12 protein-coding genes are annotated in these 13,771 nt (G+C 69.1%); 2 read left to right on the forward strand and 10 right to left on the reverse strand.

All coding sequences use genetic code 11. The features are described 5' to 3' along the window. Positions 1-13: 13 nt before the first annotated feature. The 3 genes from ACIQMU_RS16095 to ACIQMU_RS16105 all read right to left on the reverse strand — a co-directional run bounded on the left by ACIQMU_RS16095 (position 14) and on the right by ACIQMU_RS16105 (position 3,261). Complete coding sequence (locus tag ACIQMU_RS16095) at positions 14-1,045, reverse strand: ketoacyl-ACP synthase III (protein WP_402689038.1); 1,032 nt, start codon at positions 1,043-1,045, stop codon at positions 14-16. A gap of 9 nt (positions 1,046-1,054) precedes the next feature. After that, positions 1,055-1,972, reverse strand: coding sequence for an ACP S-malonyltransferase (locus ACIQMU_RS16100; RefSeq protein ID WP_402689039.1), 918 nt, complete (start codon positions 1,970-1,972; stop codon positions 1,055-1,057). Between the two features lie 89 nt (positions 1,973-2,061). After that, on the reverse strand, positions 2,062-3,261 hold the full coding sequence (locus tag ACIQMU_RS16105) for a helix-turn-helix domain-containing protein (RefSeq protein ID WP_352243211.1): 1,200 nt from the start codon (positions 3,259-3,261) through the stop codon (positions 2,062-2,064). Between the two features lie 128 nt (positions 3,262-3,389). Between ACIQMU_RS16105 and ACIQMU_RS16110 the strand changes: the two genes are divergently transcribed. After that, positions 3,390-4,049, forward strand: a complete 660-nt coding sequence (locus tag ACIQMU_RS16110; RefSeq protein ID WP_402689040.1) for a pirin family protein — start codon at positions 3,390-3,392, stop codon at positions 4,047-4,049. A gap of 15 nt (positions 4,050-4,064) precedes the next feature. Here ACIQMU_RS16110 and ACIQMU_RS16115 read toward each other — a convergent pair whose 3' ends face one another. From ACIQMU_RS16115 to ACIQMU_RS16135, 5 genes are all read right to left on the reverse strand, one after another. Then, complete coding sequence (locus tag ACIQMU_RS16115) at positions 4,065-4,778, reverse strand: DinB family protein (RefSeq protein WP_352243209.1); 714 nt, start codon at positions 4,776-4,778, stop codon at positions 4,065-4,067. A 144-nt stretch (positions 4,779-4,922) separates the two neighbouring features. Next, positions 4,923-5,330, reverse strand: a complete 408-nt coding sequence (locus ACIQMU_RS16120; RefSeq protein WP_402689041.1) for a hypothetical protein — start codon at positions 5,328-5,330, stop codon at positions 4,923-4,925. A 59-nt stretch (positions 5,331-5,389) separates the two neighbouring features. Then, entirely contained in the window at positions 5,390-6,838 is a 1,449-nt protein-coding gene (locus ACIQMU_RS16125; protein WP_402689042.1) for an MFS transporter, read from the reverse strand. Between the two features lie 448 nt (positions 6,839-7,286). Beyond that, entirely contained in the window at positions 7,287-8,459 is a 1,173-nt protein-coding gene (locus tag ACIQMU_RS16130; RefSeq protein WP_402689043.1) for an ISAs1 family transposase, read from the reverse strand. A 99-nt stretch (positions 8,460-8,558) separates the two neighbouring features. After that, entirely contained in the window at positions 8,559-9,527 is a 969-nt protein-coding gene (locus ACIQMU_RS16135) for an SDR family NAD(P)-dependent oxidoreductase (RefSeq protein WP_352243205.1), read from the reverse strand. A gap of 148 nt (positions 9,528-9,675) precedes the next feature. Between ACIQMU_RS16135 and ACIQMU_RS16140 the strand changes: the two genes are divergently transcribed. Then, a complete protein-coding gene (locus ACIQMU_RS16140; protein WP_352243204.1) occupies positions 9,676-10,542 on the forward strand; it encodes a helix-turn-helix transcriptional regulator in 867 nt (288 codons plus the stop codon). Positions 10,543-10,736: 194 nt separating this feature from the next. Here the strand turns inward: ACIQMU_RS16140 and ACIQMU_RS16145 are convergent, their stop codons facing one another. Next, positions 10,737-12,152, reverse strand: a complete 1,416-nt coding sequence (locus ACIQMU_RS16145) for an alpha/beta hydrolase (RefSeq protein ID WP_352243202.1) — start codon at positions 12,150-12,152, stop codon at positions 10,737-10,739. Next, a complete protein-coding gene (locus ACIQMU_RS16150; RefSeq protein WP_352243201.1) occupies positions 12,146-13,243 on the reverse strand; it encodes a hypothetical protein in 1,098 nt (365 codons plus the stop codon). The genes ACIQMU_RS16145 and ACIQMU_RS16150 overlap by 7 nt, the downstream gene beginning before the upstream one ends. Positions 13,244-13,771 lie beyond the last annotated feature (528 nt).

The raw sequence follows: 13,771 nt of genomic DNA on the forward strand, positions 1-13,771 counted from the left end.
AGGTCCGGTGTGCCTAGGGGAGGGTAACGACCGTCGCGGCGTAGACGAGACCCGCCCCGAAGCCGATGACGAGCGCGGTGTCGCCGCTCTTCGCCTGACCGGTCGCCAGGAGCCGCTCCATGGCGAGCGGAATCGAGGCGGCGGACGTGTTGCCGGTGGACTCGATGTCACGGGCGACCGTGACGTGCTCCGGCAGCTTCAGGGTCTTCACCATCGAGTCGATGATCCGCATGTTGGCCTGGTGCGGGATGAAGACGTCCAGGTCTTCCGGGGCGATCCCGGCCGCGTCCAGCGCCTGCTGGGCGACCTTGGCCATCTCGTAGACGGCCCAGCGGAAGACCGCCTGGCCCTCCTGCGTGATGGCCGGGAACTTGATCTCGCCCTTGGAGTCGAGCGGCAGCCGGGAGACGTCGCCGATGTGCAGGTCGTTCCAGGACACCGTCTGCTTGATGGTCTCGGACTTGTCGCCCTCGGAGCCCCACACCGTCGGCCCGATGGCCGGTTCCTGGGAGGGGCCGACGACGACCGCGCCCGCGCCGTCACCGAACAGGAAGGCCGTCGCGCGGTCCTCCAGGTCGGTCAGGTCGCTGAGCCGCTCCACGCCGATCACGAGGACGTACTCCGCCGAGCCCTCGACGATCATGCCCTTGGCGAGGGTGAGGCCGTAACCGAAGCCCGCGCAGCCGGCCGAGATGTCGAAGGCGGCGGGCTTGCCCGCGCCGATCCTGTGGGCGATCTCGGTGGCGACGGCCGGGGTCTGCTTGAAGTGCGAGACGGTCGAGACGACGACCGCGCCGATCTGCTCCGGATCGATGCCCGCGTCGGCGATGGCCTTGCCGGACGCCTCGATCGACATCGCGGCCACGGTCTCCTGGTCGGAGGCCCAGTGGCGGGTGACGATGCCGGAGCGGGAGCGGATCCACTCGTCGGACGAGTCGATCGTTTCGAGGATCACCTCGTTCGGCACGACCCGGGTCGGGCGGTAGCCGCCGACCCCGAGGATCCGTGCGTACGGGGCGCCCTTGCTGGGCCTGATCTTCGACATGCTCGCTCCTTAGGCGCCCGCGTGCTCGGAAATGAGCGCGCGGGCCGCGTCGAGGTCGTCGGGGGTCTTGAGCGCCAGCGTCTTCACGCCGGGCAGCGCGCGCTTGGCGAGCCCGGTCAGCGTGCCGCCGGGGCTGAGCTCGACGAGCGCGGTGACGCCCAGCGACTGGAAGGTCTCCATGCACAGGTCCCAGCGGACCGGGTTGGCGACCTGTCCGACCAGCCGGGCGATGACCTCGGTGCCGGTGGCCACGGTGTGGCCGTCGGCGTTCGAAACGTAACGCACGACCGGGTCGGAGACCGTGAGGTCGCCGACCGCCGCGCGCAGCTTCTCCACGGCCGGAGCCATGTGGTGCGTGTGGAAGGCGCCGGCCACCTTGAGGGCGACGACCCGGCGCACGCCCTCGGGCTTGTCGGCCTCCAGGGCCGCGATCTGGGCGGCGGTGCCCGCGGCGACGATCTGACCGCCGCCGTTGACGTTGGCCGGGGTCAGCCCGAGCCTCTCCAGGTGCGGGACCGTCACCTCGGGGTCGCCGCCGAGCAGGGCCGCCATCCCGGTCTCGGTGGCCGCGGCGGCCTCGGCCATGCCGAGCCCCCGGGTGCGGACGAAGCGCAGCGCGGCCTCGTCCTCGATGACACCGGCGAGCGCGGCGGCGGTGATCTCACCGACGCTGTGGCCCGCGACGACGTCGGGCGAGGCGGCGTCCAGGGCGGTCGCCGAGAGCAGTCCGGCGGCCACCAGGAGCGGCTGTGCCACGGCGGTGTCGCGGATCTCGTCCGCGTCGGCGCGCGTGCCGTAGTGGGCAAGGTCGAGCCCGATGGCGTCGGACCAGGCCGCGATGAGGTCGGCGGCACCGGGGAGGTCGAGCCAGGGAGTCAGGAAGCCGGGCGTCTGAGCGCCTTGGCCGGGAGCGACGAGTACGAGCACCCTCACACTCTCTCTTGCGGACGGCTCCGTACGCCCGTGGGGACAGGGACGAAGAACCGTCGGGGGAATTGTTGAAGTCCGACAAAAGTCTAGGACTGAGGATCCGCCGCGGCCAAGCGCCCCAGGATCAGGGCGATCCGCAGTGTGAACGCGGAGCGCACATCGGAGGGTGACCAGCCGGTGACGTCCGTCACACGTCGCAGCCGGTAGCGCACGGTGTTGGGGTGCACGAAAAGCATCCGGGCGGCGCCTTCGAGACTGCTCGCCTGCTCCAGATAGACACTCAGCGTTTCCAGCAGAGCCGAGCCGGCCTCTTCCAGCGGTCTGTAGATCTCCTCCACCAACTGGTCCCGCGCGGCCGGGTCTCCGGCCATCGCGCGCTCCGGGAGGAGATCGTCCGCCAGGACCGGGCGCGGTGCGTCCTGCCATGCCAGGCACGCCTTCAGCCCGGCCGCCGCCGCCTGCGCGGACCGGGTGGCGGCCAGCAGGTCCGGCACCACGGGCCCCGCGACGACCGGCCCGGCCGCGTACGGCCCGATCAGGCCCTTCGCGACCTGGAGCGGGTTGTCGCTGCCGCCCGCGATGACGACGAGGCGGTTGCCCAGAACACCGGTGAGGACCTGGAGCTTGGCGTGCCGGGCGGCACGCCGGATCGCCTCCACGGTGAGCTCGCTGTCCCCGTCGGGCGCGGTGCCGAGGATGACGCACACGTGCTCGGGCGAGTTCCAGCCGAGTGCGGCGGCCCGGGACACGGCACCCTCGTCGGCCTCGCCGGAGAGCACCGCGTTCACCACGAGGGATTCCAGCCGGGCGTCCCAGGCGCCCCGGGCCTCGGCGGCCTGGGCGTAGACCTGGGCGGTGGCGAAGGCGATCTCGCGCGCGTAGACGAGCAGCGCCTCCCGCAGCAGCGACTCGTCGCCCGGGGCGGCCACCTCCTCGATCGCGGACTCCATGACCTCGATCGTGGTGCGCACCATCTCCACGGTCTGCCGCAGAGTGATCGCCCGGGTCAGTTCGCGCGGCGCGGTGCCGAACACGTCGGTCGAGATCGCCTGTGGGGTCTCGGGATGCCGGAACCACTCGGTGAACGCGGCGATGCCGGCCTGGGCGACCAGACCGATCCAGGACCGGTTCTCCGGCGGCATCGCCCGGTACCACGGCAGCGATTCGTCCATGCGGGCAATCGCGTTCGCGGCCAGCCGGCCGGAGGACTGCTCCAGCCGTTTCAGGGTCGCGGCATGCAGGTGGGCGTCGTGGGCGGGGGGCTGCTCAGGATCGGGTCGGGGCACGAGGACAAGACTGCCTTATCGGGCCGGTGCTCCGGTGGGCCGGGGCGACGGTGCCCCGTACCGGTGGGTAGGCGAACATCTGCCGGACGGCGCCTCCATACGCGTACCCCGCGGGCTACCGTGGCCGGGTGATATCCGTGCACCGGTCCGAGGACCGCTATCGGGGCGGGGACGAGGCCGCCGGGATCGTCACCCGGCACGCCCTCTCCTTCGGCCCCTTCTACGACCCGGACAACCTCCGCTTCGGCCCGGTCCTGGCCTGCAACGAGGAACACCTCGCCCCGGGCGCCGGTTTCGAGGAGCACCCGCACAGCCATACGGAGATCGTCACCTGGGTCGTCGAGGGCGAGCTGACCCACCGCGACTCGGCCGGCCACTCCACCGTCGTCCACGCCGGGGACCTGGCCCATCTGAGCGCCGCCTCCGGCGTCCGCCATGTCGAACGCAACGACGGCACGGGACCGCTGGCCTTCCTCCAGATATGGCTGGCCCCCCTGGAGCCGGGCGGCGAACCCTCGTACACGGTCGTCCCCGGCATCGCCGACACCACCCCGTACGCCCTGCCGGGCGCGGGCGCGATGCTCCATGCCCGCCGGCTGGCCGGGAACGAACGCACGGCGCTCCCGGACGCGGCGCGCCTCTACATCCACGTCGTGCGGGGGAGGGCGGCTTTCGGCGGCGAGGAGCTGGGCCCGGGTGACGCGGCCCGGATCACCGGCGCCGAGGGCCTGGAGGCGGTCGCGACGACGGGGCCGGCCGAGCTGCTGGTGTGGGAGCTGGCGGGCTGAGCCCCGGCCTGAGCGCTATCCGGACAGCCGGGCCCGCCACAGGTCGCGGAGCAGCGCGATCTCGGCCATGTGGTGGATGAGCTCCAGATTGGCGTTGGCCAGGACGCTGATGTACGCGTCGTCGGGGTCGGAGCCGTACGGATACCGCGAGAGGCCGACCGTGTCGAGCTGTTCCTCGGTGAGTGTGTCCAGGCCCGCGCGGTGGCGGTCGAGCGTCTCCCGGAACCGGTCGAGCGCGAGCGAGGCGGACGGCGTGAAGTCGACCAGCAGATGCGGATCGCGCCGCCGCTCGCCGAAGGTCCACTCCCAGCGGCCCGCGAAGTCGGAGTGCAGATGCCCCAGCCGCCACGCGATGGTGGTGATCGGTACGACGTCGGGCTCCGGCTCACCGTCGAACGCCAGGACCTCCTCGACCCGCTCGACGCTCACGCTCCAGTCCTCGGCTATCTTCGCGACGGACATGCCGTCCGCCGCCTGCCGCGCGACCTCCGCGTACTCGCTCGCCGGGATCTCCGGCGCCCCCTTGTCGAGCACCCACGCGCCCGGCCCGTACGCCCGGGGCGTCACCGCCTCCTCCCGGCGCCGGATCGACCAGCTGCCGGGCGCCGGCTCCCACAGGTACTCCTCGTCCCCGAGCCCCTTCAGCCGGACCTGGGCCATCTCCCGCGCCTGGTCGAACTGCTCGATCAGGACGCTCAGCCGGTCGGTGCGCGGATGCTGGCTGTTCATGGGCGGCTCCCTCTCCGTCGCGCCCCGCGATCCACGGCGCACGGAGGGAAGTTAACGTCTCGCCGCACGGGGGGCGACCGAATTCCCGGGCGGAGGCGGCCGGTCGGCGAGGTGGGCCGGCCGGATGCGCGGCCAGGTGTGCCGTCAGGCCCCGGGGCGATTCTCGTGTTCGTCCGCGATGCGGTCCAGCTCGCGCATCGCCTGGGTGTGCCCACTCATCCGCCGGCTCACATGGCCGGTCGTGAACAGCGCGGTCCCCACGAGGGACACGGGAAGGGAGAGCCCCAAAATGGCCAGGGCCTCGGGCCAGTCGCGTTCGTCCGCGCAGTAATCGCCGCTCCACCGGCCCTCGTTGGCCGTGCCGCCCTCGGTGAACAACCGCGACGCGCACTCGTCGGTGTGGCCGCCGCGGGTTTCGACCGAGTAGCTCGTCAGCAGCAGAATGGCGCACCAGCCCCACAGGAAGGCCGCCAGGAGCAACAGGCCGGTCCCGCAGTCGCGTATGCGGGTGGACCGCTCCCTGAATTCGATGTCGTACTCGCGTGATCGCATGGCGCACGAATCTAGCAGCGCGTGCACTCGGCCAGTCCGTCCGATTCAGCCCGTCCGGTTCAGTCCTTCCGTGCGCGGACGGCCAGGACGGCGACCAGCAGCGGCGGCACGAGCAGGAGCGAGAAGGTCATCGCGTAGCCGCCCAGCCGGCTGGTTCCGGCGGCCGGCCCCGCGTTGAGAGCGGCGGTGGCGAACGCCAGGACGACGACCTGCCCGAGGTTCATGTTGGTCTGCATGGCGCTGGTGGTGTGGCCCAGCCGGTCCGGTGCGCTGTGCGAGAGGGAGAGCACCGTGACACAGGGGTCGAGCATCCCCATCCCGATCGCCGCCAGCGGCATGGCCGCCATGGCGAGCAGGGGGGACGCCCCTGAGAAGCTGCCCGCGACGGCGAAGGCGACGGAAGCAGCCATGATCAGGGCGCCCGCCGTGACGAGCCGATGCCGGGCGACGTCCTGGAGGAGCTTCCCCTGCACCCACGACGCGACCGCCCAGAGCACGGCGGAGGCGGTGAAGGCCACGCCGACCGTCACCGCCGCCACCCGCCGCTCGGTGATCAGCATCAACGGCACCAGCGCCTCGACGGTGAAGTACGTGCCGGAGGTCAGCCCGCGCAACAGCACCGCGGTGGGCAGACCTCGGGCACTGCGCCAGGTGCCCTTCGGCAGCAGGCGGGGCGCGAAGACCACCAGAAGCGCGACGCCGGCGACGACGAACAGCAGGTGGCGCGCATCCCACCCCGAGACGCCGTACTGACCGAGCGCCGCGCCCAGACTGAGCATCGCCGCGATCACCAGCGGTGGCCGGGAGGCGCGTGCCTCGGCGGGCGGGAGGCCGTCGGGCAGGGCGTCGGCCCGGTCGCCGCCCCCGCCCGCGTCCCGGTCGTTCGCGGGGGCCCGGCGGAGTACCACCACCAGGGCGATCGCGGGCAGCGCGGTCAGCACGGCCAGACCGAAGAAGACCGTCCGCCAGGACCACGCCTCGGCCACCACACCGGCGACCGGCGGCCCGACCAGGGACGGGATGATCCAGCTCGCGCTCATCATCGCGAGCATCCGGGGCCGCAGGTACTCCGGATACGACTGGCCGATGGCGGTCGTCACCGACACGGCCACCATCCCGGCCGCCAGGCCGTCGACGAAACGGCCGATCACCAACTGCCAGATCGAGACGCTCGACGCCGACACCAGCAGCGTCACCACGGAGAGGACCATGCCCAGGGCCAGCGGACGCCGAGCGCCGGAGTGGTCCGCCCAGTGCCCGCCCAGCACGCCGCCGAGCAGACTCGCGGCCACGAAGCTGCCCGCCACCATGGGGAACAGGGACACCCCGTCCAGATCCTCGGCAGCGGTCGGCAGCGTGGGCACCACGGCCAACGCGGCGAAGCCGGTCAGGAACATCACCGTGGCGAAGGTCAGCGTGGCCGGGGCGTACTGCCGGGAGAAGAGGCCCGGCAGGGTGTCGCTCGGTGCGTCGCTCGGCGGTGGACGGAGGGCGTGTTCCGCGGTCATCGGTTCCCGTTGCGTCGGTTCGGCGAGGTCGTCGTGGGACCGCGGGGCGGGCACCGCACCGCCGCCCCAACGGCGAGCTCGACGCCGCGAGACTTGGTCCAGACCACCTGGGGTCCAGCGGGAAGCTATGTCACGGCCCGACCCCGGGCAACCGAATTTATGGGCCAACTCGGCACCTCGCGCGGTGAGTCGGCGCGGCCCGGCCGGCGGCTACGCGGGCTGCCCGGGCCCGACGCGCGGGAGCGGCTGCCCGGGACATCCGACGAGGGACGCTCGCGGCCGGATGGCCGAGAGCGCCCCGGTCGCTCGGCTCCAAGGGCTGCCCCCAAAGGGCTGTCCCACGATTCCCGGCGGGCGCGACGACAGCTACGGCACCTCTCCGCGTCGTCGGAACGCCCCGAATACATCCCGTACGCGGACGTCCCTCCGCCGCAGGGCTGATGCGTTCTCATATGGCGAGATTGAGCATGGCGGTGGCGTGCTCGGAGCGTGACCTGTAGTGATCAGCTGCGGCGGCGATGTTGGTCCAGCCGGTTTGCCGCATCAGGCCGATGGCCAGGTTGCGCATGGTGGCCATGGCGCGCGGTGCGGTGCCGGTTCGCACCCGTGAGGCGTCCTCGCCGTAGGTCACGTCCCTGACGTGGTGCAGTGCCTCGACCGACCAGTGGTTCTGGATCAGTTCCGAGAGTTGAGAAGGGCCCGCTTGGTCCGGGGCCAGGCTGGTGACGGCGTAGACGGCCGTCGTCTGGACAGCGCCGGTCCTGCGATTGGTGCGGCGGCGCTTGATCTCGATGGCCTGGACGGCGTGGGGGAAGAACAAGCCGGGTTGGACGGTGCAGACCTTCAGGCGATGGACCTCGCGGCGGCCGTGGCCGGTGGCTGTGGTGCGAAATTGCAGCGGGGTCTCGCGCCAGGGAAGCTTCTTGAGCTGCTTGCGGAGTTTCTTCTGGTTGCCCTTGACGGCCAAGAGGTAGTGGCCGCCAGCGGCGATGACGTGCTGGGCGTGGGCGCGCTGGGTGTGCAGGGCATCGGCGGTGACGACCATGCCGCGCAGGTCGATCCGGTCCAGCAGCGGGGCGAAGGCGGGGATCTCGTTGCTCTTCGCCTGAATCTGGCGCTGGGAGATCACGGTCTGAGAGGCGTGCAGGGTGGCAGCGAGCAGGTAGACGGCCCTGCCGGCGCCGGTGCGTGAGCCGCGCACAGCTTTGCCATCGACCGCGAGTCCGCGCAGGGTCTCGCCGGGCTCCTCGACGGGGTCGGTGGCGTAGCGGCCGAGCCAGGCGCCGATGGCGTCGTCCAGGGCGTCGCCGTTAAGGCGGCCCAACAGGCGCCCCAGGGTGGTGGTGTTCGGCGTGGTTGAGGTGAACCCAAGACATTCGCGCAGTTCAGGGCTGCTGCCGGTGCCGAATCTGGCGATGGCGGTCACCGATTTTGCGCCGCCGAGAACGGCGACCAGGCACAGCGCGAGCAAGGAGCCGATTCGGTATCGACGGCCTTGGACACGACGTGGATCGGGTACCTCGTCCAGTATCTGGGCCAGCGTGCGCAGGTCGGCTGGAGGGCATGGGGAGTCGACATCTTCGCGGTGGCATGAGAGGGCGTCGATTAGGGAGGATGACACGCGAACGCGACCCCTGTTCGTGATCTATGGCTTCGACAGCCTTGATCCTCAGGGGTCGCGTTTCACTGCCTCCACGGGGCCATCCGGTCGCTGCTCGATCTATCGGGGTGAACCGCTCGTCACGTCGCCTGAGAACGTGTCCGCCCTGGCTGCGTGCCCCGCAGTGAACCGCTCGACGGCTTCCCAGAGCTCCCCTTCGCGTTGCGGGTCGTAGGACTCCTTCGATGAGCGGTCCGCACGGCTGCGGTCGACGTAGGAGCCGGTCGGCGCCTGGGTCGTGCCGAGGACGACGTCGGCGAGGTAGCGGCCCGCGGCACTGCGACTGGTGGCGAACGGGGTGAGGGTCATCACCGGCATGATGCGGCGCATCGCGAACCGGGAGACGGGTCCTGCGTTGCGGGCGAGGCCGGTGTTGGGGACGAACCCCGGGTTGTAGGCGACGGCGTCGATCCCGGTCGGCAGTCGGCGCGCGTACTCGTGAACCAGGTAGATCGCGGCCAGCTTGCTCGTCGAGTACGCGGTACGCCCGCCGGCCGCGGTGTCCGGCTTGGTGAAGGCGCCCGTGCGGGCCAGGACGCCTGGGGATTTCCAGGCCGGGCCGGGCACCATGCCCATGTTGTGCTTGAAGTCGCCGAAGTGGGTGTCACTGGCGGTGATCACGATCCGGGCGGGAGCGGTGAAGTGGTCCTGGAACAGTCGGACGAACAGGTGGTTGGCGAGGACGTTGACGGCGAAGGTGGCCTCGAACCCGTCGGGTCCCTCAGTCAGCGCGTTCGTGTACTGCATGCCGGCGTTGCCCACGAAGCCGCGCAGCGGCGGCAGGTCACCGCGGTCGAGCCGGTCGCGGATCTTGTCGGCGGCCGAGCGGACGCTGGCCAGTGAGCCGAGGTCCGCCGAGACGTGCGAGACCCTGTGCCCGCCCGCGCCGAGCTCCGCAGTGAGCTGCGCGCCGGAGGAGCCACGGGCCACGACCAAGAGGTGCGCGTCCGGTGACCGGCGCAGGATGTGCTCCGCGGCGACGCGGCCGATCCCGCGGCTCGCGCCCGTCATCACGATGGTGTGCTTCATGGAAGGCTCCTCAATTGGTCAACCGATGGCGCCCGGCTCAGGCGCATCTCCACGTTCGCCGGTGGCGCCACCGCCAACCAGTGCCGTCCCCGTCACTAGGACTGGCAGTACCCAGGCTGATGCGGCACCGCGCAGGGAGAATGAACCCATGGCTTCCTCCCGCTCCGATTTCTTCGCACTCCTGCGCGCCTGGCGCGACCGACTGTCCCCGGCCGACGCCGGCTTCACGATGACGGACGGCCGTCGTGCCCCGGGACTGCGCCGCGAGGAGCTCGCACAGCTGGCCGGACTCTCCGTCGACTACGTCCTGCGCCTCGAACAGGGACGCGCGAAGAACCCCTCTGCCCAGGTCGTCGGCGCCCTCGCCCGGGCCCTTCAGCTCTCCCGCGCCGAGCGCGACCAGCTATACCGAAGCGCCGGGCTTCTTCCGCCCCAGGACGGGACGGTCAGCACCCATGTGCCCCCGGGCATCCAACGGCTCGCCGCGCGCCTGGGCGACGTACCGATCGGGGTGTTCACCGCGGACTGGACCCTGGTGTGGTGGAACACCACGTGGAGCGCCTTGCACGGCGACCCCGCCGTCCTCCCGACCGCCGAGCGCAACCTCGCGCGCGCCCTTTTCGGCAACGGCGCCGCTCGTTCCACGCTGTATCCCATACAGTCCGAGCGCGGACAGGCCGCCTTCGCGGAGTCGATCGTCGCCGACCTCAAGGACGCCGTGTCCCGCTATCCCAGGGACGTCCAGCTCGATCGTCTCGTGCGGGAACTGCGAGAAGTATCCGATGCTTTCGCCCATCGCTGGGCCACACAGACGGCCGCCGCCCAGCACACGACGGACCGCAAGACGATCCGGCATCCGGAGATCGGCGACATCCTGCTCGACTGCGACGTCCTCATCGTCCCCGGCGCAGACCTACGCATGGTCACCTACACGGCAGCGACCGGAAGCAGCGAGGCGGGGAAACTGGACCTTCTTCGCGTCACAGGTAGCCGTACTACCACCGCGTTCCCCTGACCGGCGGCTGGGCGGGTTCGCCACGCGGATGGGCGAACCTCACCGCTCGGCACCGACCACTATCGGTCACGGCCCGAGCACGCACTCGACCCGCTTCGTCTCGCAGCCTGAGAACGCATCAGCCCTGCCCTCCGCCGTGCGATGCACCGCATCCGACGTCGCGCGCTGATCCACCAGGAATGACGGGACTGGCCTCAGCTGCCTACTCCCGCAACCCAAGCGGAAATCTCTTCGCTGAGCTTCTCGGGTGCTTTTGTATGCCCCAAGTACTCGTACGCCAGATGATCAGCGCCAGGATAGTGCTTTCTCCAGACCCTTACCGCGCCCGGCGGAGTGACCGGGTCATGGGAGTTTTCCAGCAGAAGCAGGCTCGGCGCCTCCTTCGGTTCCGGCAGCTTCCACGCAGAGTCTTCATCGCCCGGCATCACCGAGCACGCGTAATGCATACGGGACAGTGCCGCCCCGAGAGGGTTCCTCTCTCGCGAACCCGCCCCTGCCCCCCATCCCTTATACGCCGGGCAGAGATTGGCAAGGTACCCGACGAAATCCGGCAGAACCTGACTGTCGCCGTGACGTCGAGTGAACGCGTAACTTCCCGACTTTATGACTTCTCGGTCGGTTGCGCTGAGCTTCGGCCAGTTGGTCAAGATCTCCCGAAGGGGCTTCTTGTTGCTCTCCATGTTGTTGGAAAGCGAGAAGAGGGCGGTCATCCGCTCGTACTCTTCGACACCGCCGGCGAGACCGGTCGGAGTCGTCGTGTCGCTACCCATCTCCCGTAGCGTCCGGTGAAGCTCTTGCCGGCAATCGGCGGGCGCATCGCTGCTCGTGCACCCCATGACGTCTTGCAAGCCTTCTTCCAGTGCGAGGCTTCGCTCGACCATCAGCGTGGTTGCGCGGGTGCCCGGCGGTGGAGCGGGCGCATCCATGATCGCCCAGCCGCCGGTCCGCTTCAGCTCCGGCATCACAGCACTCGCCCGGACGGCGCCGAACGACTGTGCGTAGACGCCCGAGATCTTTCCCTCTCTCCTGCTCAGTTCCTTGAAGGACTTCTCGTACTCCACGCCGTCGAGGCGGTACAGATCGAGATCGCAGGAGTCCTTGAACTGATCAGGCCATTCCATGACCTGCTGGTCGGAAAGCTCGCCTCCCGCGGATACGCTCGCCAAGCTCCGGAGACAATCCGGGCTGACCTCGTGCACGGCCCAGGGTTCGACGAACATCGCAACGGTCGTGTTCTTCAGCCACGAGGGGAGCAGTGACCTCGTGAGTCCTAGGTCAAGAGGCGTCAGTCCGGGACCTCCAGGATCCCAGAAGACCAGTCCGTCTCGTTCTTCGACCATCGGACCGGCCGAGGAGTGCGATTCCTTCTCGCTCTGAAGCGGTGCGTAGACGACCGCCCATATCCCTGTGGAGAGCAGGTGGCAACGAACAGTCTTGCCGGCGCATGCCCGAGGCGTCGACTGTTTCAGCGTGGTCGACTGCTCGGCTTCGGTCTGACGCCCGTCAGGCTGGTACAGGAAGATGCCTGTGGTGATGACGGCGGCCAAAGCCGCCACGCCGGCGAACCAGCGAGCGACTTTGGCGTAGCCGAGATGGCGTATCCCTAGCATGTTTCGCTTACGTCGTACGAGTCACAGCTGCCCTGGCCATCGGTGAGCCCGTCCTCGAACGTCACACGCTGAAAGTCGTGCATGGACCCTGCGGTGCCCTGCTTCACCTTGAAGGAATGCGTGTACGCAGCCTCGAAGTCCTTGCCGCCATTCCACAGGACAAGTCCCTGATCCATCTGGATCCACTGGCTTCCCGGCTTAGAGGAGTTGTACCAGACCTCGTATTCATCACAGTCGTTGAAGTTGTAGCCGAGCCCCGCCACCGGCGCGTTGACGGAGACCGAGAGGTTCGTGGCGTTGCAGTCCCCCGTGAAGGAGGTCTTGGGGTCGATGTCCTCCCAGGTGACCAACCTGGACTCGATCCCGTCGTACGGGTAGCTCTGGACACGGAGCAGCTTGACGTAGGGGTCGGGGTAGTTGTTGAGGTTCGCCGGCTTCGCCACCCCGAACCGGCTGTACTGGTACCAGTCGTAAGTGCCGCTGCCGTCCTCTGAAAGCTTGTTGCGCTTCCAGGTGAAATGACCTTCACCCATGCCCGGCACTCGGAGAATGTATTGGCCACTCCCGCTGGGCACCCAGTCGGCGGCCATTCCCGGCCCGGCGTACTCCGCGAGACTCGCATCCGGGTTACTGGTCTGCGATTCCAGCGTGACCGACCCTTCGGAAACCTTCACCTTGAGATGGTCGATGCTCATGCCCTTCGGCAGTACCGCTTCGACGTCCCCGTCAAGAAGCGGGATCACCTCAACTTCTTCGGTGCGATAGGTGTTCCCTCGCTCGGCAGCCTGGCGAGTGAAGTCCTGGACCTGCTTGAGCCTGCTGCCCGTCAGGCCGCTTCTGGCACGAGTGTTTCTCGCCTTGGATCTAGCCTCCTTGAACTCCTCGGAGCTCACTTTCCATTCCTTGCGCTCCTTCTTGAGGCTCGCTCTGACAACCTTGTTGTCAGTCTTGCTGAGGCGTTCTTCCACCGTCTTGGCGCGCTCGCTCCGGGAAAGGCCCTTGGTGTCCTGCTGCTCTGCGGCCTGTACGGGGACAGACAATCCTCCCAGTATTACACCTGCAGCTATCAGTGTTGCTGCTGCTCGACGCATGGGGGCTCCTCGTTGAGTAATGAAAGTGATGACGGCGCAAGCCCGGTGGGTATCGATCACCCATGATCGTTTGGCTTGCGTCCGGGGAAAGCTACCCGGGCCCGAGCGAGCGGAACAAGATCACGCATTCCATCGTGATCGGAGTGTCACCTTTAAGATTTCTTGTGGTTTCACCTATTTCAGGATCTTCGCGGCGAAATTCTCGATGCACGCAATGGGTGGCACGCATTTGTGCCCCACGCGCATGGACGGCTTCAAGTTCCCCTTGAGGTCGGCCTGTTGGCGATGTCCCTGGCCCGGACGGCGTGTGCAGGCACGTCACGGATCGCTGCCCCGCTTCCCGGTGGGCGCCCGCTTCACGTCGGTGCCCGCTTCCCGGCGGCGCTCGATGCCGACAGCGGCGGGACGCTCGACCGCGCCTGGTACGTGGAGACGTGCGCCGTCTTCGCCTCCATGTCCGCTTCGAGAAGGACATGGCCGGTGTCACGGCCTGCGTACGCCTGGCCGGCTACGAGAAGCCGCTGACGG

The sequence above is a fragment of the Streptomyces sp. NPDC091649 genome, assembly GCF_044756785.1.
In the GTDB taxonomy this organism is placed as follows: Bacteria; Actinomycetota; Actinomycetes; order Streptomycetales; family Streptomycetaceae; genus Streptomyces.